This window comes from Pseudomonas sp. S2_A05, assembly GCF_054668485.1.
On sequence record NZ_CP162775.1, the window covers coordinates 5,274,359 to 5,295,186 of the forward strand.

Consider the following 20,828-nt stretch of genomic DNA (forward strand, 5'->3'; position numbering starts at 1 on the left):
GACGATCTCGGAGGGCGAATCTTGAGCATGAAAAAAATTCTGACGCTGGGCGTAATGTCTGCAGTTCTCTCAGGCTGTGGCAGTGTCTCGACCGTTTTGCAGGGCGACGCCGATGCTGCCCGTGACCTGCGCAAAAAGAAGACCTACTGCCAATCGATTCCGCGCATCTACAGTGGTCTGGCCTTCGATTTTTGCACGCTGAATGCGCCGCCTGATCCTACGGGTATGCTGGCGCCCTTTGTGTTGCTCGATCTTCCGCTGTCCGCCGTGTTCGATACCGTTTCCTTGCCCTATACGATTTACCGGCAAATCGAGGATGGCAATCTCAGTATCTATTGGCGCCCGAATCGCGGGTGACGTTGTGCAGTTTTCTCGTTTTGAAAATCGGGGCGAGGTGCGCGAGGTTCTTGAAGGCGTAGAGCCTCAGCACGCCGACGCGAGATACAGTGATTTCGTCATTTATGTTGATGAAAGCGGTGATCACGGAATGCAGCGGTTGGACCCTTACTATCCGATTTTCGTACTCGCCTTTTGTGTGTTTCATAAGCGCCACTATTGCGAAAAGGTCATCCCAGCGGTTCAGAAGTTCAAGTTCAATCACATGGGACATGATCTGATCGGGCTGCATGAGCTTGAGATTAGAAAAGAAAAAGGCGCTTTCTCTAGTTTGTTTACCTCAAAGGCGCACAAGCATGCGTTTCTTGCCGAATTGACCGGCATCATTGAGGCCAGCAATTTCGTTTTGATCAGCTGTGTCATCGATAAGGCTCCACTCTGCGAGAAGCAGGGTTCTCTAGAGAATCCGTATCATCTGGCGCTCGGCTTCTGTCTTGAAACTTTGTACGATTTTTTATCTGAGAAGGGTCAGCACCGCGCATCAACACATGTGATTTTTGAACGCCGAGGAAAGCGGGAAGATAACGAGTTGGAGCTGGAATTTCGCAGAATGTGCGGTGGTGCCAATCGAATGGGCGTGCAACTGCCGTTCGAAATAGTCTTCGCCACAAAGCAGGTCAATTCCACCGGCTTACAGCTGGCTGATCTTGTTGCGAGACCCATTGGTATGAGTGTTTTGAGAGCGGGTCAGGAAAATCGCGCTTTCGAGGTGCTCAAACGCAAGTTTTATTGCAGCGGTGGGCGCATAAACGCTGGAGAAGGTTTCGAAAATTGGGGCTTGAAGATTTTCCCGCCTCCAAAAAGCGAAAAGCCCCGGTGATCTCACCGAGGCATTAGCGCCGACCGGGATCCCCCAGTCCATTTGAGTTGGAGTCTATTGCGACGTCCAAAGCCTGTCAACGTGGCGACTGCCTGTTCCTGCTAGAGGCTTGCGGGCGCTTTTACGCTATAATCCCGCCCTTTAGCTGCCACTCGCCCTGTGCGAGGGCACATCAATTTTCAAGGCGCATCGCGCCTGCATGCAGACTAAAGAGGCTAGACCCCTGTGGCATTGACGATTCTTGGCCTGTCCGGCGCCCTTAGCCATGATCCTTCCGCAGCCTTGTACATCGACGGCAAGCTGGTCGCGGCGGCTGAGGAAGAGCGCTTCGTACGCGATAAACATGCAAAGAACCGCATGCCCTACGAATCGGCGAAATTCTGCCTCGAGCAAGCCGGCATCAAACCTTCCGACGTTGACGTGGTGGCGATTCCATTCGCCCCGATCAGCCTGTTCGGCAAGGCCCGCTGGCACTACGCCAAGCGCTACTGGTACGCCCCGGATCGTGCTCTCGATGCGATCCTGATGGGCAACCGTCGCTACAAGCGCTATCGCAACAAGATCGTCTGGTGCCTCGAGCAACTGGGCTTCGATCCGAAGAAAATCAAGATCGAGCCGGTCGAGCATCACCTGGCACATGCCTCCAGTGCTTATCACTGCTCCGGTTTCAAGGAAAAAACCGCAATCCTCGGCATCGACGGTAAAGGCGAATACGCCACGACCTTCTTCGGTTACGGCGAAAACGGCAAGATCCACAAGATCAAGGAATTCTTCGACCCGGATTCCCTCGGTGGTCTGTACGGTGCGATCACCGAATTCCTCGGTTTCGAGATGCTCGACGGCGAGTTCAAGGTCATGGGCATGGCGCCATACGGCGATGCCAGCAAGTACGATTTCTCGCGTCTGGCCTCGTTCGAAAATGGCGAGCTGGTGATCAACACCGACTACGCCAACGTGATCGGCCTGCGTCGCTATAAAGAGAAGGGCAAGGGTTTCTACTTCTCGCCGAAGCTGATCGAGTGGCTGGGTCCGAAGCGCGAAGGCGACATTGCCGACGAGCCGTACATCCACTACGCCGCGAGCATGCAAGCACTGTTCGAGAAGCTCGCGCTGCAGATGATCGACCACTATCTGGGCGACGTGCTCAAGGAAACCGGCAAACTGGCTTTCGCTGGTGGCTGTGCGTTGAACGTCAAGCTGAACCAGAAAATCATCGCTCGCGACGACATCAAAGAGCTGTTCGTACAGCCTGCGTCCGGCGATGCCGGCACCGCAGTCGGCGCTGCCGCTTACGTGTCGCACGCCCGTGGCGTACCGGTCGAGAAGATGGAACACGTCTATCTCGGCCCGTCGTACAGCAACGAGGACGTGATTGCCGCGTGTGCCCGGCACGAGAACAAGCCGACCTGGCGCAAGCTCGACAACATGCCGGAGCAGATCGCCCAGATCATGGTCGATGGCAACCCGGTCGCCTGGTTCCAGGGCCGTATGGAATTCGGTCCGCGCGCGTTGGGTGGTCGTTCGATCATCGGTTGCCCGAGCGTGGCCGGTGTCGCCGACCGCATCAACCATCAGATCAAGTTCCGCGAGCGCTGGAGGCCTTTCTGCCCGTCGATGCTCGACACCGTCGCTCCACAGATGATCAAGATCGATCACCCGGCGCCGTTCATGACCTTCACCTTCGAAGTCGCCGAAGAATGGAAAACCCGCGTGCCGGAAGTCGTCCATGAGGACGGTACTTCCCGTGCCCAAGTGCTCAAGCGCGAATACAACCCGCGCTACTACGACATGATGAAGGCGCTGGAAAACCTCACCGGTAACGGCGTGTCGCTGAACACTTCGCTCAACCGTCGTGGCGAACCGATGATCTGCTCGCCGACCGACGCGCTGAACATGTTTTTCGGCTCGGATCTGCAGTACCTGATCATGGAAGACATTCTGGTGGTCAAAGAGGGCGCCAACGCTTATGACTCGCTCGGCTGAACGCCATGTGCTGCAGTTCTGTCACGGCTATGACGGGCCGTTCCTGGACTGCGCGCGGCAGTACGCCAGCCTGTTTGCCGGCACCGGCTATCGGGTGACCACGGTGTTTCTGACCGGGGCCGCCGATAGCGAGGTGGCCGCAGCGTGTGCTTCCGATGAAGTGTTGTTCATGGAGTACAGCTCCAAGGCCATTCGTGGCCTGAAACTGGGGGCTATCGGCGATCTGCGCAAGATCGTCGCCTCACGCAATTTCAGTCTTTGCATCGCCCATCGCTTCAAGCCGATCTATATCGCCTTGCTCGGCACATCGCTGCCGGTCATTGGTGTGCACCACGCGTTCGGCGATTACCAGCGTGGGACGCGCAAGTTGTTCGCGCATATTTTCCGCCAGCGCCTGAGCCTTCTCGGCGTGTCGGATGCAGTGCGTGACGACATGCGGCGCTGCCTGCCGAAATGGCCGGCAAGCCGAATCCAGACGTTGTACAACCGCATCGATGTGCCTGCACTGCAAGCCCGTCAGGTACCTTCCGAAGAAGCGCGGCAGATCCTCGGGCTGTCGCCGGATGCCTGGATTGTCGGTAACGTCGGCCGCCTGCACCCGGACAAGGATCAGGCCACGTTGCTGCGCGGGTTTGCCCAGGCGCTGCCAGGCCTGCCGGACCACAGTCAGTTGGTCATTCTCGGCAGCGGTCGCCTGGAGCAGGATCTCAAGGTGCTGGCCCGTGAGCTGGGCATTGCCGACCGAGTGCTGTTTCTCGGTCAGGTGCCTGATGCGCGCAATTATTTCCGCGCCTTCGATGTGTTCGCCTTGAGCTCCGATCATGAACCGTTCGGCATGGTCTTGCTGGAGGCCATGGCCGCCGGCTTACCGTTGCTGGCCACCGCGTGCGGCGGGGCGAAGGAAGTGGTGGAGGGTGTGGGCATCCTGTTTCCATTGGGCGATGCCGAACATCTGGCTCAGGGGCTGCAACATCTGGCCGCGATGGATGAGCCGCAGCGTCGTCAATGTGCGCAGATGATGCTCGAGCGACTACATGAGCGTTTCTCCGACCGTGCGGTGCGCGAGACCTTCTGGCGCCTGCCGCCAGTTACCGATCTGGCAACGAGGGGCTGATGCTCAACCGATTTCAAGGCTGGCGCGAACGTGGCTGGTCGCCCGTTGACGCCTCGACCTACGCCACTGCCTGGCAACGTTATGGCGGCAGTGTCGCGACACATCCGCTGGTCATCGAGCGCCTGGCGGACCTGGCCGGGATCCCGGTGCGTTATCTGGCCTGGCAGCAGCAGGGCGAGGTTAAAGCCGCCATCGCTACCTGGGGGCGCGACCTGGCTCTGTCCAAGGACGTACTCAAACGCAACGGCAAGAAAGGCCTGTTCGACCTCGGCAATGCCGAACTGATCTTGCCGGCCGCCGTCGATGCTCAGGCACCGCTGCGGCATCGGGCGCGCTATCTGTCGGCACTCAACGAAGGCCGTTTCAGTGGTCTGAAGTTGCAAGCTGAACAACTGGCCATGGCCCGCACCCCGGAAGAATTGTCGAAAAAATTCCGCTATAACCAGCGTCGCGAATTGCGTCTGCTGGAAGAAGCGGGCGGTGTGGTGCGAGCGGTCAGCGAGTTTTCCAGCGTTGAGCTGGCCGCGATGTACTGCGATCTGTTTCAGCGCCGCTGGGGCTTTCCGGCGACGGGCGCGGCGCGCATGGCCGAGGTCATCGAGTTGCTGCGCGAGTTGCTGATCGGCTCGGTCATTTTCCTCAACGATGCGCCGATTGCGATTCAATTGGTCTACCGCGTTGAGGCGGCAGAATGGATCAGTGTCGAATACGTGAATGGCGGCGTGGATCCCGAAACCCGCGAGTTCAGCCCCGGCAGCGTGCTGAGTTTTCTCAATACGCAAAGCGCCTGGGAACACGCACGGGCACTCGGCAAGCCGTTGCGTTTTTCGTTCGGTCGCGCTGACCGTGAATACAAGGACCGCTGGTGCAACCCTGTGCCGGTGTTCACCGTATGAGTCAGACCATGAGCCGCAAACAGCAATTGCTCAGACGCCATCGACGCAACAAGCGCGTGGCTGTGTTGGTCGCGCTGGCCGCCATTATCGCGCTGAGCGTACTGGTTGCCTGGTGGCTGGCCCCGGTGTTGCTGATTGGCGGCTGGATCGCCCATGAGGCGTGGTTTGCCGATCATCTGTTCTACGCGCCCGGCGACGATTACCAATACAGCTTCCCGGCGTATACGCCGCAGCCGAAGATTCATCTGCACGGCGAGCAACTGCGTCTGGATGAAGGGGTGATGCTGGCTGACGAAGCCGTGCTGATTCTGGCTGTACAGGTCAAAAGCACTTGGCTGGGACGTTTCTTCGATCCTCGGGTCGAGTTGTCGGGCGGCGCCAATCCTGACGTGCAAACCTTTGAACGCGGTGTCGGCGGCCTGCGCTATCTGAACCTGAGCGGTCAGGCGCAAGCGTTGTCCGAAGGAGTATTGCGTCTGCGCGGCCGTTTCTGTCGAGTGTCGGGCGAGCCGGTACTGTGGGCGCTGGAACACGCTGATTATCGTCGCCAGCGGGTCATGGTCATTGCCCCTCACGCCGACGATGCGGAGCTGGCGGCGTTCGGGTTGTACAGTCAGGCCGATGAAGCCTGGATCGTCACCCTGACCGCTGGCGAAATCGAGGCCGAACATTATCAGCAGATGGGCATGAGCAAGGTCGACGCCGCGCGGCTGAAGGGACGCTTGCGCGCCTGGGACAGCCTCACCGTACCGCAATGGGCCGGTGTCCCCCAGGAACGCTGCGTGCAGTTGGGCTATTTCTGCCTGCAACTGGCCGCGATGCGGGACAAGCCGGAGCAACCGGTGGGTTCGCGCGAAGCGGATTTGAGCGATACCCGTCTGTTCCGTCAATTCAATCGGTTTGTTCTGCCAAGTGACGCCGATGGCGCGCCGACCTGGAACAATCTGCTGGCCGATCTGCGCGAAACAATGCTGCGCGCGCGTCCGGACGTTATCGTGCTGCCGCATCCGACGCTGGACCCGCACCCCGACCACATCTGTGCGCAGCAGGCTGTGCTTGAAGTGTTGGGGGGGCTGGACTGGCAGCCGACGCTGCTCGGTTATGCCAACCATCTGCACGATAACGACCGGTGGCCGATGGGCAATAGTGGCGATGGCGTGGCGCTGCCGCCAGCCTTTGATGCTGGCGTGCCGGTGCAGCCTGTATGCATGACGTTGTCCGTGGAGCAGCAGCGTGACAAGGCCATGGCCCTGGGCATGATGCATGACCTGCAGCCGCCCGCGCCGTTCAAGCGTCGCTTGCGTCGAAGCTTGCAGCGATTGCTGGCTGGGCGCGCCGGTTCGCCTTATGGCGAAAACGAATTTTTCCGCAAGGCGGTTCGGCGACATGAACTGTTCTGGCGTTTGTAGCGACACAGGCGCCCGCGCAAGACTTTCTTGCGGGCGGGCATGTTCAGGTTTGCTCGGGTTGCTGTTGCGGCAAGGAAGACAATGAAAGTTCTATTTCTGGTGCAGAAAGATCAACGGGCCATTCTCGATCGTTTGTATGAGGGTGTCGCCGCCCATTGTGAGTGCGATCTGCGCTGGTTGAGCGGTGACGAGCAGCGCAATCTGCGGCGATATTTCCGCCGCGAAGTCGATGTTACCCGCTATGACCGCATCGTGTTTTTCCTGCGCTTCAAGCAGGAGATCCGGCAGGTCGGGTTTATCCGCACTATCCCCAATCTGGTGATTCTGGAGCACGATGCCTATCAGAATTACATCCCCTGCAAGTACACCGGCAAGTTCAGTGCGCACTATCGGCGTTTGCCGTGGGCACGGGTGATCAGTTCCGGTTTCGTGGTGGCCGAGCGCCTGCGCTCGGAGGGCTTCGACGCCGTGTTCGTGCCCAAGGGCTACGATCAGACGCAATTGCAGGACCATAGGCGCGAGCGGGATATCGAACTTGCCTTCGTCGGCAGTACCAACAGTGTGGCCTACAGTGGCCGCAAGGCGCTGCTGGATGAACTGGGCCAGGTCGAGCCGCTGCTGGTGACGCGGACCAAGTCCGGCGGCGAGTACGTTGACACGCTCAACCGTATCCGCTTTTTTGTCAGCGCGGACGTGGGCATGGGCGAGTTCATGATCAAGAACTTCGAAGCCATGGCTTGCGGCTGCGTCCTGCTGGCCTATGATCAAGGCGCCGCCGAAGCTGCGGCGCTGGGTTTGCAGGACATGCACAACGTGGTGTTCTATCAGACGATCGCGCAGTTGCAGGAAAAGCTGGCCACGCTGCGCGAGGATCCGCAACTGGCGCAACGCATCGCTGACAACGGTCGCGAACTGGCGGTGGAGCAGTTCAGCTTCGCGCGGATCGGTCAGCGCATCGTTGAAGAACTTGAGCCGCCGTTGCGTGATCGGGCGCCGCTGAGCCTGCTGGAAAAAATCCGCCTGAAAGTGGGCATTTGACAAGTGTCATATAGCCAGTGATATTGCTGGCGACTTCTGATTAACGAGATATCGGTGCAATTTTCCAAAGAAAGCCAGATTACATTGGTGGTTACCAGCTGCGGTCGACTCGATCTGCTCAAGGCCACTCTCGATAGCTTCGACCGGTACAACACGGCACCCATTCGTGAAGTGTTCATCACCGAAGATGCCGGCGACGAAGGCGTTGCCGGGATTCTGCCTGCCCACTGGAAAGAACATTGCACGGTCTTCGTCAATCGTCCGAAGCTGGGCCAGTTGGCATCGATCGACCTGGCCTACGGACACGTCAGCACCCCCTACATTTTTCATTGCGAAGATGACTGGGAGTTCTATCGTCCGGGGTTCGTCGAAGACTCGATGACCATTCTGCAAGCGCGGCCGGAAATTCTGCAGATCTGGTTGCGCAGCTATAATCACGATCTGCGGGTTCACAGTCCTTACATCCATTTGGGCGCGCGCGAGATTGTCGATGGCGTTGCGTGTTATCCGCTGATTTCCGACAAGCCGGAGTGGCAGGGGTTCTCGCTGAACCCTGGGTTGCGTCGACTTGAGGACTATCGGTTGTGTGCGCCTTTCGCCGGCCATGGTGGCGAGAAGGCCTTGTCACAGCGCTACTCACAACTGAACAGGGACGCCTTGATACTCGAGGCAGACGCGGTCATGCACACCGGTTTCGGTCTGCACGTGCAAACGGATGTCGAGCGTGAACGCAAAGCGCGCCGCAATCGCCGCGAACAGATCAAATTTGCCTTGTTTCTGTTGCTGGGAGTCTGCATTGGCTGGTTCATCAACTGAGTTCGAGTACCGCGCAGCTTGTCCCCGCAAATCCGTGCAACGGCTTTCTGCCCTATGAATATTCTCAATATCATGTGGGCCGGTGGCGCTCCGTTCGCATCAATTCACAAAGTGCACCAGCAAATACTCTCTCAGGCTGCGCCGTCGGCGGTGGTCAAAACCTGGCTCCTCCAGGGGCAGGGAGCCGAGTGCGGCGTGGATGTCGGTGAGGTCCGGGAGTGGCAGTTATCGTCAGCGCGCCTGAAGGGCCGGCATTTCTGGCGTTTTGCCAAACCCGTGATGCGGGCGAGGTTTCGCCAGGCGCTCGTGGACAGTGACGCTCGATTGCTGCTGCTGGACGGCATGGGCGTTGCCCGCACGTTATTGCCGGTCCTCAAGAAGCTGCCGTATATCCGCGCGGTAGTGATTTTCCACGGTTCGGCGCGATTGAATGCCGGCGACCAGGCTCTATTCCAGGCAATCCCTGCGTCCCAGCTGAAACTGGTTGCCGTTTCCAGCACTCTCGCCGATTCACTGGCCCGCGATCTGCAGATGCCTGTCACCCCGTTGCGAAGTGCGTTCGATCCGGAAGCGTTTCGTGCTGACCTGTTCACCCGCGAGCAAGCCCGGACACGGTTGGGGTTGCCGCAAGGCGATACGCCGGTATTGGGCGCGGTAGGGCGGCTGGTCTCCGAGAAGGGGTTCGGTTATTTGCTGGATGCCTTTGCCGCAGCACTCGACAGCCGCCCGGACTTGCGCCTGGTCATTATCGGCGAAGGCTCCAAACGCGCGGCGCTGGAGCAGCGCATCGACGCGCTTGGCTTGCACGACAAGGTCTTGCTGACCGGGCATCTGAACGAAGCAGCGCAGCTTTATCGTGCGTTCGACTGGGTTGCGATCCCTTCGCTGGAAGAGGGCCTCGGTCTGGTCATGCAGGAAGCGGTGATGGCCGGCGTACCGGTGTTGTGCAGCGATCTGGAGGTGTTCAGCGAACAACTGGGCAGCGCTGGCTGGTATGCCCCGGTCAATGACACAAAGGCCTGGTCCGAGACCATCGACCGCGCCTTCGGTGCCTCATCTCAAGCGATCAATGCCGAGCAGTACCGGATGCTTTCACCGGACGAGGCCTGGGCGAACTTCAGCCAGGCTGCCCGCGCATTGTTTTCATGACGACAAGACCGCGCGCTCAAGTGCCTGCATCGGAAAGCTGTCGTTCAGCTTTTCGCGCGCAATATAGCGTGCGAAGTGTTGCAGGTTGCGTTTGATCAAGCGCTTTGGCAACGGTCCGCGGGTGAAGCGCATGTCGGCGACATCGATCAGGCCCATGCGGTTGTCTGGTGTGACCACGATGTTGCCAAGATGCAGGGAGCGGAAATAGATGCCCGAGCGGTGCAGGCTGCGTATCAGCTCGGCCAGATCCGGCAATGCCTGAGTCCAGTTGAAACCTTGTTTTGCGGCGATCTGGCGCAGCGTTTGCCCGGGCAGAGGCTCATACAGCACGGCGGTCATGCCTGGTTTCTCAAGGCGAAAGAACTGGAGGATCTGCAGCGTCGGTACGCCGAGTTTGTGCAGCTCGACGGCGTTGTCGATGAATCGCTTCGAGTAGGGGCGAAACAAGGCGGATGAAAAAAACCTTTTGCGACGAAACAGTTTGAGAATTTTCCCATCCTGCAGCAGGTAGACTTTCGGCCCATAGCTGTCCGCTTCCAGAACTTTGGCGGCGTCGATCATTTGGTCTAGAGCGGCTTGTGAGAGCCGGGAGCATCGCATCGTAGGAAGCCTTGTCGAAAGTGCGGGGTGTAGTAGCGGGCAATGATGCCGAAAAGTTTCGATTTTAACCATGCCGCGTCGCATGGGCGAACCCTTGTCAGGAGCAGATTGATGCAGGAAACACGCTGGGCGCAACTATGGATGGCGATGGGGCTCTTGTGGTTTTTACTGGCTATTGCCGTAGCGCCCACCAACAAGGTCTACCAGCAGGGGCTGGTGGCTCTCGTCTGGTTGCCGGCGCTAGTGCTGGGCTGGGCTGCGCGGCACCGCGTCAGAGAAGTGCTCCATGAACAACGCTGGATCTACCTGCCATTGCTCGGATTGCTGGTCTGGTCGCTGATCAGTCTGGCATGGACAAACGCACCGGAAACGGGGCGCGAGGCCAAGCGTCTGTTGTATATCGTGGTGTTCCTGCTGTTTTTTCCGGTGTTCGCCAGCGGACGCCCCGAGCGATTGATTCGCCTGATGCAGTGGGGCGGGCTGGGATTGGCGGTGACGGCGCTGGTGGCGATTGTCAGGTTCTACGTCATTGACGGCAACGCCTGGTCTGCGCGGGTGGAAGGGCTGGGTGAGCTGGCGCATCCGATCCTCGGCGGCTATGTCATCGGCCTGGCGGCGGTGTGGCTGGCCCTGTGGGCGCCGCGTGGCGTGATGTGGCAAGGGGTCTGGACACTGGCGTTGGCGGTGCTGGGTATCTTTGTACTGATGAGTCAGAGTCGAGGCGCGGCGCTGGCGTTGTTTCTGACCATCCTGGCCATGCCGATCTGGTGCCGTGACCGCCACAGCCGAATCGTCGCAGCCGTGGCCCTGGTGGTGGCGATTGTGGCGCTGTGGCTGTTCGAACCGTTGGTGCTGGCGCGCGGAGTTTCCTTTCGTCCGCAGATTCTGATGGCCTCTCTGGATATGATTGCCCAACATCCCTGGGGTGGGTTGGGCCTGGGTGGGGACTACCGGGTTTTCTGGTCGGGCATGACCTTCGATCACGCCCACAATCTGTTCACCCATGTCGCGATCGTGCTGGGTCTGCCGGGACTGCTGTTGTGGTCTGCCGTCTGGTTCGCCGTTATTTTCCAGGCGTGGAAAGTTCGGGAAACGCTGTATGCCCGGGGGATCATCGGTATCTGGCTGTTCTCGACACTGGCGATGCAATTCGACGCTGCCAGCCTCACCGGCACCCCGCGCGCCGAGTGGTTCATCAGCTGGCTGCCGTTGGGGCTTGCCAGCGTTTTGGTATGGGCGCGGGCCAATGGCAGCGCTTGTGATAAAATTTCGCGTTCTTCTTAACCAGTGAGCTCTACGATGACTGACGCACCGCCCAAAGCGGAACAGGAATCCAGCCTGAAAATCTACTTTCGGCTGTTGGGGTACGTAAAACCCTATATCGGTCTTTTCCTGCTGAGTATCGTGGGCTTCGTGATCTTTGCTTCCACGCAACCAATGCTGGCCGGGATTCTCAAGTATTTTGTCGATGGCCTGAGCAACCCGGAAGCGGTGCTCTTCCCCAACGTTCCCTATCTGCGAGACGTGCAATTGCTGATGGCTGTGCCGTTGCTGATCATCCTGATCGCAGCGTGGCAAGGCCTCGGCTCGTTTCTCGGCAACTATTACCTGGCGAGGGTTTCGTTGGGGCTGGTGCATGACCTGCGTATCGAACTGTTCAACAAGCTGTTGGTACTGCCCAATCGCTATTTCGATACCCATAACTCGGGTCATCTGATCTCGCGCATCACTTTCAACGTGACCATGGTCACCGGCGCCGCCACGGATGCCATCAAAGTGGTGATCCGCGAAGGCCTGACCGTGGTTTTCCTGTTCGCCTATCTGCTGTGGATGAACTGGAAACTGACTCTGGTGATGCTGGCCATTCTGCCGGTGATCGCGTTCATGGTCGGCAACACCAGCAAGAAATTCCGCAAGCAGAGCAAGAAGATTCAAGTGGCCATGGGCGACGTCACCCATGTGGCTTCCGAAACCATTCAAGGCTATCGCGTCGTGCGCAGTTTTGGTGGCGAAGCTTATGAGCAGCAGCGTTTTGCGGCGGCCAGCCAGAGCAACACCGACAAACAGTTGCGCATGACCAAGACCGGCGCGGTGTATACGCCGATGCTGCAGCTGGTGATCTACACCGCCATGGCGGTGTTGATGTTCCTGGTGTTGTTCCTGAGGGGTGATGCAACGGCCGGTGATCTGGTCGCCTACATCACGGCTGCCGGTTTGCTGCCCAAACCGATCCGGCAATTGTCTGAAGTCAGCTCGACCATTCAGAAAGGTGTGGCCGGCGCCGAAAGCATTTTCGAGCAGCTCGATGTCGAGCCGGAAATCGACACCGGTACGATCGAGCGTGATCGGGTCAGTGGCCATCTGGCGGTGAACAACCTCAGCTTCACTTACCCGGGCACTGAACGGGAAGTGCTGAAAAACATCAGCTTCACCGCGTCGCCAGGTCAGATGATCGCCCTGGTCGGGCGTTCCGGCAGCGGCAAATCGACGCTGGCCAGTCTCATTCCGCGCTTCTATCACCACGAGACCGGCGAAATCCTGCTCGATGATGTCGAAATCGAGGACTATCGTCTGCGCAATCTGCGTCGCCATGTAGCGCAAGTGACCCAGCACGTGACGCTGTTCAACGACACCATCGCCAACAACATCGCTTACGGCGATCTGGCAGGCGCGCCTCGCGAAGATATCGAGAAAGCCGCCAGGGATGCATTTGCCATGGACTTCATCGCGCAGATGCCTCAAGGCCTGGATACCCAGGTCGGCGAGAACGGTGTGCTGTTGTCTGGCGGACAGCGTCAGCGCCTGGCGATTGCCCGGGCCTTGCTGAAAAACGCCCCGCTGCTGATCCTCGACGAAGCGACGTCGGCCCTTGATACCGAGTCCGAGCGGCACATTCAGGCGGCACTCGACCATGTCATGAAAGGCCGCACCACGCTGGTGATTGCCCACCGTTTGTCGACCATCGAGAAGGCCGATCTGATCCTCGTCATGGATCAGGGCGAGATCGTCGAACGCGGCACTCATGCCCAACTGCTTGCTCATAATGGCTACTACGCGCGTCTGCATGCGATGGGGCTGGATGCCCCGGCTGAAGACATTGCCTGATCTGCAGATGAGGGTGGGCCAGCCTCACCCTCGTGTATTCCCGGCGCGCGCGATCCTGTTAATATCGCGCCCCTGTTCATTTTGTATGTGGGTTGCTCCATGAAATTGTCGATGCCGCGATTCGATCAAGCCCCTGTCTTGGTGGTCGGCGATGTCATGCTCGACCGTTACTGGCATGGCGGAACCTCACGGATTTCCCCTGAGGCACCGGTGCCGGTGGTCAAGGTCGAGCAGATCGAAGATCGCCCGGGCGGTGCCGCCAACGTGGCGCTGAACATTGCCGCGCTGGGTGCACCGGCATCGCTGGTGGGCGTGACCGGCGATGACGAAGCCGCCGACAGCCTGAGCAACAGTCTCAAGGGCGCGGGCGTGCGCGCCTTGTTTCAGCGCATCGCGCACCAGCCGACCATCGTCAAGCTGCGGGTCATGAGCCGGCACCAGCAGTTGCTGCGTATCGATTTCGAAGAAGTGTTCGCCACCGATGCTCTGGCACTGGCCGCGCAGGTTGACGGGTTGCTTGAAGGCATCAAGGTGCTGGTGTTGTCGGATTACGGTAAAGGCGCACTGAAAAATCACCAGGCCCTGATCCAGGCCGCCCGTGCCAAAGGTATACCGGTATTGGCTGATCCGAAGGGCAAGGACTTTTCGATCTACCGCGGTGCCAGCCTGATCACACCGAATCTCAGCGAGTTCGAAACCATCGTCGGTGGTTGCGCCGATGAGCACGAACTGGTGAGCAAGGGCGCCGTCCTGATGCAGGAGCTCGACCTCGGCGCGCTGCTGGTGACCCGTGGTGAACACGGCATGACCTTGCTGCGTCCGGATCATCCGGCGTTGCATCTGCCGGCCCGCGCCCGCGAAGTGTTCGACGTGACCGGTGCCGGCGATACGGTGATTTCGACCCTGGCCGCGGCCATTGCCGCTGGCGAAGAACTGCCGCACGCCGTGGCGCTGGCCAATCTGGCAGCAGGCATCGTCGTCGGCAAGTTGGGTACCGCCGCGATCAGCGCCCCGGAACTGCGCCGCGCCATTCAGCGCGAAGAAGGTTCGGAGCGAGGCGTGCTGGGACTTGAGCAGCTGCTGCTGGCGGTTGACGATGCCCGTGCGCACAACGAGCGGATTGTCTTCACCAATGGCTGCTTCGATATCCTGCATGCCGGCCACGTGACCTATCTGGAACAGGCCCGCGCTCAGGGCGACCGTCTGATCGTGGCGGTCAACGATGACGCCTCGGTCAGCCGCCTGAAAGGCCCGGGCCGGCCGATCAACAGCGTGGATCGCCGCATGGCGGTACTCGCCGGTCTCGGCGCGGTGGACTGGGTGATCAGTTTCTCTGAAGGCACACCGGAAAACCTGCTGCGCGAGGTCAAGCCGGACGTGCTGGTCAAGGGCGGCGATTACGGTATCGATCAGGTGGTCGGCGCGGATATCGTCACCGCCTACGGCGGCACCGTGAAAGTCCTGGGGCTGGTGGAAAACAGCTCGACGACAGCGATCGTGGAAAAGATCCGCGGCCAATAAGATCAAAAGATCGCAGCCTGCGGCAGCTCCTACAGGGGAATACATTCCAATGCAGGAGCCGTCGAAGGCTGCGATCTTTTGCTTTCAGGAATTCACTTTCTTGCGCGGTACGATTTTCTTCAGCAGCTGCCTGGCCTTGCCGCGCAGGCGTGCCAGTCCAGTGGCTTTCTCCGCTGGCGTCAGGCCCTGTTGGCGCAACCAGTCTTTCCAGCGAATCCGCTCATCACGCACCAGCCAGCCATCCTGTCGCGCGAAGCTTTCGGCCAGATACAGACCGCGGGTACTCGCCGGATACAGTTGATCCTTTTTCAGGGTGTACAACTCAGGCAGCGGCTGGCCGTCGTGCAATGGCATCAAGTACAGGTCTGGCCGTTTGCGATCGAGCCGCGCCACCAGTTGATCGCCTTCCAGACGCTCGTCGACATGAAACAGGCTCAAGGACTTCGCCTCCTTGGGCACGTCCAGGCGCAAGTCATAGATCAATTGCAGGGACGCCGTCGGCAGATGCACGTACGCCCTTGGTCGCTCCAGCAATTGCAGGTTGGCGCAGCGCACCGGACGCGCCGAACCGGACAACGGCGTCAGGCGAAACGGCAACGCCTCACGGTAATGCAGCGCAGCGGAGTAGGGCGCCGGCAACCAAGTCTCGTTGAAGCGCCCGCCGAGCCAGCCTTCCGGGGTTTCCAGCAGACACTCTTCGGCAATCTCCTGAATCGCCGTGTGCAGCGGAATGTTCAGCTCATGAGCAGGCACATAGCCGGAAATCAGTTTCAGCACCACGTCGCCGCGATCCTGCCGACGCTGGCGCACCAGCACCCAGTAATCGCGATTCTGCCAATGCAGGGTCAGGCGCACGGACACTCCGAGGTTGGCCAGTTCCAGGGCGAAGCGCTCGCTGTCGGCGACGCTGACCGGTTTACGCCGTTGCAGGGTCTGGGCGAAGTTCAGCGGCATGCCGACGCTCTGATAGCTCAGGCCTTCGGGCGTGGCTTCGACGAACAGCGGCAGTGTCTTGAAGTTGCTCGGGTTCTTGCGGATGAGCGTGCGCGGCATATCGGCTCCTGGCTTAAGGCCGCGGGGCGGCGTCAGTGACTACGCAGGACCTGGGCAACGGTCGCTACGTTATGGGCGAGGTGCAGCGGATTGATCGTGCCGACAATAGCACTGGCAACGCCGGGATGAGTGAACAGCAACTCGAAGCTGGCGCGCACCGGATCGACTCCCGGACTCAGACAGACATGACCGCTGGCCAGGGCTTTTTTCACCAGAATGGCTTTGCCGTGGGCAGCAGCATAGTCAATGACCGCCTTTTCGTTTTGTTCGTTCAGATTGTAGGTGACCATCGCGCAGTCGCCTTGCTCCAGCGCTTTCAAGCCGCCTTCGACGGTTTTGCCGGAAAACCCGAAGCCGCGAATCTTGCCCTCGGCCTTCAGCGCCGCGAGGGTGGCGTAGACCTCTTCGTGCTCGAGGATGGCCATGTCGTTGCCGTCCGAGTGCACGAGGACCAGATCGATAAAATCCGTTTCCAGACGTTGCAGGCTGCGCTCGACCGACATTCGCGTGTGCGCGGCGCTGAAATCGTGACGCGACAGGCCATCGGCAAACTCTTCACCGACCTTGCTGACGATCACCCAGTCCTGACGCTGACCGCGCAGCAGCGGGCCGAGGCGTTCTTCGCTGCGCCCATAGGCCGGTGCGGTGTCGATCAGGTTGATGCCCAGATCGCGCGCCTGGCGCAGCAGCATGCGCGCTTCATCATCGCCGGGAATCTGAAAGCCGTTGGGGTATTTCACCCCTTGATCGCGGCCGAGTTTGACCGTGCCCAGGCCCAGCGGCGAAACCGTCAGGCCGGTGCTGCCCAGTGGGCGATGCAGTTCGTGCAGAGTGGCGATGCTCATGGCAGCAGTTGCTCCCACGCGGGTACACCGAGCGGTGGTTTCGGCAGCGGCGGCAGCGGATCAGTCGCCTGCGGCTGGATGCCGTCGCGTTGCAGCGAGGCGATAACGCGGTCGGCGAAGTCCGGCGCCAGTGCCAGTTTGGTCGGCCAGCCGACGAGCAAGCGACCTTCCTCGGCGAGGAATGCGTTGTCCGGACGGGTCAGGCCGGTTTGCAGCGGCTCCGCGCGGTCGACGCGCAGGGTGGCCCATTGCGTGGTGCTGAGGTCGATCCACGGCAGCAATTGGCCGATTTCCTTTTGCGCGGTGGCGATCTGTTCGGCTGGTTCGCGGGCCACGCCTTCGCTTTCGGCGATGTCGCCGCCCATGTACCAGACCCACTGGCCATCAGCCGCCGGATGCGTGGTCACGGTGATGCGCGGCTTGGTGCCGCCGCCCGGGCAGTGCGCGTACAGCGGTTTCAAACCGGGGCCCTTGGCGAGGATCATGTGCAGGGGGCGGCGCTGCATGGCCGGACGGCTCAGGCCCAGGGCGTCAAGCAGTTCGGCCGTGCCGGCGCCGGCGCTGAGGACGATGCGCTGGGCGCGGATCTCACGGCCGTCGACTTTCAGGCCGACCAGCACGCCGGCTTCCAGCAGCGGCTCGATGACCTGCCCGGCGAGCAGCCCGTCACCGGCCAGATCGGCGAGACGCTGGATCAGGCTCGGGACATCCACTACCAATTCGGCGAGGCGATAGACTTTGCCCTTGAAACGCTTGTCTTGCAGGGCTGGCGGCAGTTCATCGCCCTTGACCTGATCGACCCGGCCACGCACGGCTTTGCTGGCGAAGAAACTGGTCAGGTTGCCGGCCAAAGTGCCCGGCGACCACAGGTAATGGGCTTCGGACAGCAGACGTACGCCGGACAGATCCAGCTCACCATTACCGGCCAGCGCCTCGCGCCAGCGGCGCGGCATGTCGGCGATGGCTTCCGAGGCCCCGGTCAGCGCGCCGTGCAGCGCGTACTTGGCACCGCCGTGGATGATGCCCTGGGACTTCACGCTCTGCCCGCCACCGAGGCTGGCGCTTTCCACCAGCACGGTCGAGAAACCCTGACCGCGCAGGCGCGCATTCAGCCAGAGGCCGGCGACACCAGCGCCGACAATCAGAACGTCGGTGGAAATAACGGATGGCATGCAACGACCTCAGTGCTCAAGACGAGGGCGCAGTATACAGACTCGGGAAAGGGGCGGATTTGTCGATGATCAACATGCCGAACATATGGGCCAATGTGGGAGCGAGCCTGCTCGCGAAGAGGGAATGCCAGTCGACATATGTGTTGACTGATGTACCGCATTCGCGAGCAGGCTCGCTCCCACAGGGGATTGTGTCTGGCAGTTAATGGCCGGCGGTTTTCGAGAACAATTGAATCACCACCACGCCCAGCACGATCAACGCCATCCCCAGCATCGCCGGTACGTCGAGTTTCTGCCCGTAGATGAACAGCGCCGCGACGCTGACCATGACAATGCCCATCCCCGCCCAGACGGCGTAGGCAACGCCCACCGGTACGGTGCGTACCACCAGCGTCAGCATCCAGAATGCAATCCCGTAGCCGACAATGACCAGAATCAGCGGTAGAGGAGTGCTGAAGCCCTTGACCGCTTTCATCGAAACGGTGGCGATCACTTCGGCGCAGATGGCGATGGCCAGATAGACGTAGGCGTTCATGGTTTGATCCTCAAATAAATCATTGCTTGCTGGAGTGACATTCTAGGGATTGCTCAGATGGGGTAAAGTCATTACCTATCTGTTCAGTAGATAGGTTGAAAAATCGTATGCAATGGAATCTTGAGCACCTGCGGGTATTTGTCGACGTCGCCGAACAGCGATCGTTCTCCGCCGTGGCACGTCGACAACGCAAGGCGCAATCGGCGATCAGCAGTGCTGTCGCGATGCTCGAAGAGGATTTGCGCGTGAGCCTGTTCGAGCGCAGCAGTGGCCGTCAGCCCAGTCTCACCGAGGCGGGCGAGGCATTGCTGGAAGAGGCGCGGGAAGTGTTGCGCCAGTGCGAGCGCCTCAACGGCCGCGCGATGGCCATGCTGCGCGGCCAGGAGGCGCAGTTGCGCGTGGCCCAGGACGAGGCGATGCCCTATCAGGCGCTGGTGGAAAGTTTCGGCGAACTGGCCGAGCAGTTTCCCAGCCTGGAAGTGCAACTGACCAGCGCCGCCCAAGGCGAAGTCGCGCGCAAACTGGTCGAACGCCGGGCCGATCTTGGCTTGTTGTTCTATCACGATGAAATCCCCGAAGCCCTTGAGCGCCGCGTGCTGGGTCGAGTGGAAATGGTCACGGTCTGTGGCGTCAATCATCCGCTGGCGCAGCATTCCTATGTGACCTGCCAGCAACTGGCGCAGCACCGGCAATTGCTGATGTCGACGCAGACCAGCGTCTATCCCGGCAACGAGCCGGCCAGCCCACAGGTGTGGCGCGCCGACAGCTTTTACGTAATGTCCGAATGGCTGGTGCGCGATCTCGGCTGGGCTTGGTTGCCGCGCCACGTTGTGCAGTACTCGGCGTATCAAGGCCAGATGATTGAGCTCGACAGCGAATGGACGCCGCCAGCGCTGGTGGTGGAACTGGTCTGGCGCCGCGACGAACCGCTCGGCCCGGCCGCGCGCTGGCTGGCGGAACGTTTTGCTGTGCACTTGCGGGCGATCGGCGACAAAAGCCGATAAACTCCGCCGCCATGAATAGAACTCTCTACACCGCGCTGTTTTACCTGGGGCTGCCATTGGTGGCGATTCGACTATGGCTGCGTGCGCGCAAGGCGCCGGCGTATGCCAAACGCATTGGCGAGCGCTTTACTTATGGCATGCCGACGTTGCAGCCCGGTGGCATCTGGGTGCACGCGGTGTCGGTCGGCGAAAGCATTGCCGCCGCGCCGATGATCCGCGCGCTGCTGGAACGCTATCCGACGCTGCCGATCACCGTGACCTGCATGACCCCGACCGGTTCGGAGCGGATTCAGGCACTGTTCGCCAACGAGCCGCGCATTCAACACTGCTATCTGCCGTATGACTTGCCTTGTGCGGCGGCGCGTTTTCTTGATCGCGTGCAGCCCAGGCTTGCAGTGATCATGGAGACCGAGTTGTGGCCTAATCATATTCATCAATGTGCCAAGCGCGGGATTCCGGTGGCGTTGGCCAATGGGCGGTTGTCGCAGCGCTCCGCCAAAGGCTATGGCCGCTTCAGCAAACTCACTGCGCCGATGCTTGCCGAGATGAGCCTGTTGGCGGTGCAGACCGAAGCCGAGGCCCAGCGCTTCCGCGATCTTGGCGCGCGTTCGGAAACCGTTGAAGTCACTGGTTCGATCAAGTTCGACCTGACCATCGACCCGCAACTGTTGCAGCGTGCAGCCGAACTGCGTAGCCAGTGGCAGGCACAGGATCGTCCCGTGTGGATCGCCGCCAGCACCCACGAAGGCGAAGACGAAGTGGTGCTCGACGCCCATCGTCGTTTGCTGGGCAGTCATCCCGATGCGTTGCTGATTCTGGTGCCGCGTCATCCCGAGCGTTTCAATTCGGTGTTCGACCTGTGCCAGCGCGAAGGTTTCGCCACGGTACGTCGCTCGACCGGGGCCAATGTCGATGCGCAGACGAGCGTGCTGCTTGGCGACACCATGGGCGAGTTGCTGTTTCTCTATGCCCTGGCCGACAGCGCATTTGTCGGCGGCAGTCTGGTGCCGAACGGCGGGCACAACCTGCTCGAACCCGCCGCGCTGGCGAAACCGGTACTCAGCGGCCCGCACCTGTTCAACTTCCTCGACATCGCCGCGCAATTGCGCGAAGCCGGGGCATTGGCCGAAGTGGATGATGCCGAAGGCCTCGCAGTCGAGGTGCAGCGCTTGTTCGAACTGCCGCGTGATGCGCAGCGCATGGCGGAGGCCGGGCTGGCGGTGATGCGGCGCAATCAGGGCGCGTTGCAGCGGCTGCTGGATAGCTTGGGCAGATTGATCAAGTAAGCAAAAAGATCGCAGCCTTCGGCAGCTCCTACAGTTGGAATGCATTTCCCTGTAGGAGCTGCCGAAGGCTGCGATCTTTTGTTTTT

Annotated in this window: 19 protein-coding genes; 14 read left to right on the plus strand and 5 right to left on the minus strand. The window is 60.3% G+C overall.

Annotated elements, in window-relative coordinates:
- Positions 1–27: 27 nt before the first annotated feature.
- From AB4O12_RS23935 to AB4O12_RS23975, 9 genes are all read left to right on the plus strand, one after another.
- Positions 28–357 (plus strand): YceK/YidQ family lipoprotein, encoded by a 330-nt coding sequence (locus AB4O12_RS23935; RefSeq protein ID WP_370593503.1) that lies wholly within the window; start codon positions 28–30, stop codon positions 355–357.
- On the plus strand, positions 317–1,216 hold the full coding sequence (locus AB4O12_RS23940) for a DUF3800 domain-containing protein (protein ID WP_256808331.1): 900 nt from the start codon (positions 317–319) through the stop codon (positions 1,214–1,216). Before AB4O12_RS23935 ends, AB4O12_RS23940 begins: the two co-directional genes overlap by 41 nt.
- Positions 1,217–1,441: 225 nt before the next feature.
- Complete coding sequence (locus tag AB4O12_RS23945; protein WP_024011327.1) at positions 1,442–3,199, plus strand: carbamoyltransferase family protein; 1,758 nt, start codon at positions 1,442–1,444, stop codon at positions 3,197–3,199.
- A complete protein-coding gene (locus AB4O12_RS23950; protein ID WP_460059817.1) occupies positions 3,183–4,313 on the plus strand; it encodes a glycosyltransferase in 1,131 nt (376 codons plus the stop codon). Before AB4O12_RS23945 ends, AB4O12_RS23950 begins: the two co-directional genes overlap by 17 nt.
- The gene (locus AB4O12_RS23955; RefSeq protein WP_252879313.1) at positions 4,313–5,209 is read left to right on the plus strand and encodes an antimicrobial resistance protein Mig-14; all 897 of its coding nucleotides are present in this window, start codon (positions 4,313–4,315) and stop codon (positions 5,207–5,209) included. The genes AB4O12_RS23950 and AB4O12_RS23955 overlap by 1 nt, the downstream gene beginning before the upstream one ends.
- Before the next feature lie 8 nt (positions 5,210–5,217).
- On the plus strand, positions 5,218–6,618 hold the full coding sequence (locus tag AB4O12_RS23960; protein WP_460062505.1) for a PIG-L deacetylase family protein: 1,401 nt from the start codon (positions 5,218–5,220) through the stop codon (positions 6,616–6,618).
- An 81-nt stretch (positions 6,619–6,699) separates the two neighbouring features.
- Positions 6,700–7,656: a glycosyltransferase gene (locus AB4O12_RS23965; protein WP_460059818.1), complete on the plus strand. Its 957-nt coding sequence runs from the start codon at positions 6,700–6,702 to the stop codon at positions 7,654–7,656.
- A 54-nt stretch (positions 7,657–7,710) separates the two neighbouring features.
- Entirely contained in the window at positions 7,711–8,472 is a 762-nt protein-coding gene (locus AB4O12_RS23970; protein WP_252887212.1) for a glycosyltransferase family 2 protein, read from the plus strand.
- Positions 8,473–8,526: 54 nt separating this feature from the next.
- Positions 8,527–9,621 carry a glycosyltransferase family 4 protein gene (locus AB4O12_RS23975; RefSeq protein ID WP_375123031.1) on the plus strand — a complete coding sequence of 365 codons (1,095 nt, stop codon included), beginning with the start codon at positions 8,527–8,529 and terminating at the stop codon, positions 9,619–9,621.
- Here AB4O12_RS23975 and AB4O12_RS23980 read toward each other — a convergent pair.
- On the minus strand, positions 9,616–10,182 hold the full coding sequence (locus AB4O12_RS23980) for a lipopolysaccharide kinase InaA family protein (protein ID WP_224787295.1): 567 nt from the start codon (positions 10,180–10,182) through the stop codon (positions 9,616–9,618). The two genes, AB4O12_RS23975 and AB4O12_RS23980, sit on opposite strands and share 6 nt — an antisense overlap.
- Positions 10,183–10,332: 150 nt before the next feature.
- On the opposite strand from AB4O12_RS23980, the gene AB4O12_RS23985 reads away from it, so the two are divergent.
- The 3 genes from AB4O12_RS23985 to hldE all read left to right on the plus strand — a co-directional run bounded on the left by AB4O12_RS23985 (position 10,333) and on the right by hldE (position 14,847).
- On the plus strand, positions 10,333–11,505 hold the full coding sequence (locus AB4O12_RS23985) for an O-antigen ligase family protein (RefSeq protein ID WP_457264570.1): 1,173 nt from the start codon (positions 10,333–10,335) through the stop codon (positions 11,503–11,505).
- A 15-nt stretch (positions 11,506–11,520) separates the two neighbouring features.
- Positions 11,521–13,326 (plus strand): lipid A export permease/ATP-binding protein MsbA, encoded by a 1,806-nt coding sequence (gene msbA / locus AB4O12_RS23990; RefSeq protein WP_016771984.1) that lies wholly within the window; start codon positions 11,521–11,523, stop codon positions 13,324–13,326.
- Between the two features lie 99 nt (positions 13,327–13,425).
- Entirely contained in the window at positions 13,426–14,847 is a 1,422-nt protein-coding gene (gene hldE, locus AB4O12_RS23995) for a bifunctional D-glycero-beta-D-manno-heptose-7-phosphate kinase/D-glycero-beta-D-manno-heptose 1-phosphate adenylyltransferase HldE (RefSeq protein ID WP_041477636.1), read from the plus strand.
- A gap of 84 nt (positions 14,848–14,931) precedes the next feature.
- On the opposite strand, the gene AB4O12_RS24000 is transcribed toward hldE, so the two are convergent.
- The 4 genes from AB4O12_RS24000 to AB4O12_RS24015 form a co-directional block, all read right to left on the minus strand.
- A complete protein-coding gene (locus tag AB4O12_RS24000) occupies positions 14,932–15,900 on the minus strand; it encodes a hypothetical protein (protein WP_056787497.1) in 969 nt (322 codons plus the stop codon).
- 32 nt (positions 15,901–15,932) lie between these two features.
- Complete coding sequence (locus AB4O12_RS24005; protein WP_095180984.1) at positions 15,933–16,745, minus strand: aldo/keto reductase; 813 nt, start codon at positions 16,743–16,745, stop codon at positions 15,933–15,935.
- A complete protein-coding gene (locus AB4O12_RS24010) occupies positions 16,742–17,917 on the minus strand; it encodes an NAD(P)/FAD-dependent oxidoreductase (RefSeq protein ID WP_460059819.1) in 1,176 nt (391 codons plus the stop codon). The genes AB4O12_RS24005 and AB4O12_RS24010 overlap by 4 nt, the downstream gene beginning before the upstream one ends.
- A gap of 202 nt (positions 17,918–18,119) precedes the next feature.
- Positions 18,120–18,452, minus strand: a complete 333-nt coding sequence (locus tag AB4O12_RS24015; RefSeq protein ID WP_016771980.1) for a DMT family transporter — start codon at positions 18,450–18,452, stop codon at positions 18,120–18,122.
- Positions 18,453–18,559: 107 nt separating this feature from the next.
- On the opposite strand from AB4O12_RS24015, the gene AB4O12_RS24020 reads away from it, so the two are divergent.
- Together AB4O12_RS24020 and waaA are read left to right on the plus strand one after the other, a co-directional pair.
- Positions 18,560–19,456, plus strand: coding sequence for a LysR family transcriptional regulator (locus AB4O12_RS24020; RefSeq protein WP_095180982.1), 897 nt, complete (start codon positions 18,560–18,562; stop codon positions 19,454–19,456).
- An 11-nt stretch (positions 19,457–19,467) separates the two neighbouring features.
- Positions 19,468–20,742 (plus strand): lipid IV(A) 3-deoxy-D-manno-octulosonic acid transferase, encoded by a 1,275-nt coding sequence (gene waaA / locus AB4O12_RS24025; RefSeq protein ID WP_252883068.1) that lies wholly within the window; start codon positions 19,468–19,470, stop codon positions 20,740–20,742.
- Positions 20,743–20,828 lie beyond the last annotated feature (86 nt).

Excerpts from the sequence above, each read along its gene's own strand:
- AB4O12_RS23935 (WP_370593503.1), top strand. The coding sequence starts at position 28 with ATGAAAAAAATTCTGACGCTGGGCGTAATGTCTGCAGTTCTCTCAGGC.
- AB4O12_RS23940 (WP_256808331.1), top strand. The coding sequence starts at position 317 with ATGGCAATCTCAGTATCTATTGGCGCCCGAATCGCGGGTGACGTTGTG.
- AB4O12_RS23950 (WP_460059817.1), top strand. The coding sequence starts at position 3,183 with ATGACTCGCTCGGCTGAACGCCATGTGCTGCAGTTCTGTCACGGCTAT.
- AB4O12_RS23955 (WP_252879313.1), top strand. The coding sequence starts at position 4,313 with ATGCTCAACCGATTTCAAGGCTGGCGCGAACGTGGCTGGTCGCCCGTT.
- AB4O12_RS23960 (WP_460062505.1), top strand. The coding sequence starts at position 5,218 with ATGAGCCGCAAACAGCAATTGCTCAGACGCCATCGACGCAACAAGCGC.
- AB4O12_RS23965 (WP_460059818.1), top strand. The coding sequence starts at position 6,700 with ATGAAAGTTCTATTTCTGGTGCAGAAAGATCAACGGGCCATTCTCGAT.
- AB4O12_RS23975 (WP_375123031.1), top strand. The coding sequence starts at position 8,527 with ATGAATATTCTCAATATCATGTGGGCCGGTGGCGCTCCGTTCGCATCA.
- AB4O12_RS23980 (WP_224787295.1), bottom strand. The coding sequence starts at position 10,182 with ATGATCGACGCCGCCAAAGTTCTGGAAGCGGACAGCTATGGGCCGAAA.
- AB4O12_RS23985 (WP_457264570.1), top strand. The coding sequence starts at position 10,333 with ATGCAGGAAACACGCTGGGCGCAACTATGGATGGCGATGGGGCTCTTG.
- msbA (WP_016771984.1), top strand. The coding sequence starts at position 11,521 with ATGACTGACGCACCGCCCAAAGCGGAACAGGAATCCAGCCTGAAAATC.
- hldE (WP_041477636.1), top strand. The coding sequence starts at position 13,426 with ATGAAATTGTCGATGCCGCGATTCGATCAAGCCCCTGTCTTGGTGGTC.
- AB4O12_RS24000 (WP_056787497.1), bottom strand. The coding sequence starts at position 15,900 with ATGCCGCGCACGCTCATCCGCAAGAACCCGAGCAACTTCAAGACACTG.
- AB4O12_RS24005 (WP_095180984.1), bottom strand. The coding sequence starts at position 16,745 with ATGAGCATCGCCACTCTGCACGAACTGCATCGCCCACTGGGCAGCACC.
- AB4O12_RS24010 (WP_460059819.1), bottom strand. The coding sequence starts at position 17,917 with ATGCCATCCGTTATTTCCACCGACGTTCTGATTGTCGGCGCTGGTGTC.
- AB4O12_RS24015 (WP_016771980.1), bottom strand. The coding sequence starts at position 18,452 with ATGAACGCCTACGTCTATCTGGCCATCGCCATCTGCGCCGAAGTGATC.
- AB4O12_RS24020 (WP_095180982.1), top strand. The coding sequence starts at position 18,560 with ATGCAATGGAATCTTGAGCACCTGCGGGTATTTGTCGACGTCGCCGAA.
- waaA (WP_252883068.1), top strand. The coding sequence starts at position 19,468 with ATGAATAGAACTCTCTACACCGCGCTGTTTTACCTGGGGCTGCCATTG.